At 73.4% G+C, this 922-nt stretch carries 1 protein-coding gene; it reads right to left on the bottom strand.

Translation table 11 applies throughout. The annotated features are described in order from the left end of the window. A partial coding sequence (locus LPA42_RS33390; protein ID WP_228987142.1) for a phosphopantetheine-binding protein occupies nt 1-922 on the bottom strand: 922 nt, incomplete at both ends.

The raw sequence follows: 922 nt of genomic DNA, 5'->3' as shown, positions 1-922 counted from the left end.
GTGGAGCGGTCGCGGATGATGGCGGTGCGCCAGTTGCGGCCTTGGGTGTAGTCGAGGGGTTGTTGGACGGCGTCGGCGAGTTGGTCGAGGGCGTCCTGGGTGGTGGCGGCGTCGGTGAGCAGGAGCAGTTGCGGCATACCCGGGTTCGCCGGGACCAGCGCTACCGGCGGCTCCACCCGCCGGTAGCGGGCGTGCAGGGCCTCGTGCCGGCGGTGCACGTCGCCGAGCGCGGCCATCAACGCCCGCAGGTCGAGGTCGCCCTCGACCCACCAGCTCACCGGGACCACGACCTCCAGGGGCGACATCAGGCACTTGGCCACCTGCTGCGCGAGGGGCACCGGCCCGGGACGCTGGCGGCCCTGGCCGGCGGCCGGGGTGGTGCCCGTACGCCGCGGCGCGGTGGCGAGCCACGCGGCGAGCGCGTGCGGGGTCGGGGTGCGGTGGATCTGGGACACGGGGACGACCACGTCGGCGGCCTCGTCGATGCCGGTGGCCACGGCCGCCGACTGCAGGGACGTGCCGCCGAGGTCGAAGAAGCTGTCGTGGACGCCGACCCGGTCGATGCCGAGGACGATGGCGAACACGGTGGCGACGAGTCGCTCGTGCTCGGTGCCAGGTGCGACGTAGTCGACGCCGAGGTCGGGGCGTCGGCCGTCCGGGGCGGGGAGCGCCGCCCGGTCGATCTTGCCGGTGCCGCCGAGGGGGAACCGGTCCAGGACCATGACGACCGCCGGGACCATGTACGACGGCAGGATGGCGGCGGCATGCTCGCGCAGCGCCTCCGGCGTGGGGGTGCGTCCGTCGCGTCCGGTGACGTAGGCGATGAGGCGGGGGGTGTTGTTGTCGTCGCGGCGGGTGACGATGGCGGTGGTGACGTCGGGGTGTTGTTCGAGGGTGGTTTCGATTTCGCCGAGTTCGATGC

Origin of the sequence: Micromonospora sp. DH13 (genome assembly GCF_020873825.1) — a bacterium.
Taxonomy (GTDB): domain Bacteria; phylum Actinomycetota; class Actinomycetes; order Mycobacteriales; family Micromonosporaceae; genus Micromonospora; species Micromonospora haikouensis.
This window is presented reverse-complemented; position numbering and strand designations above follow the sequence as displayed.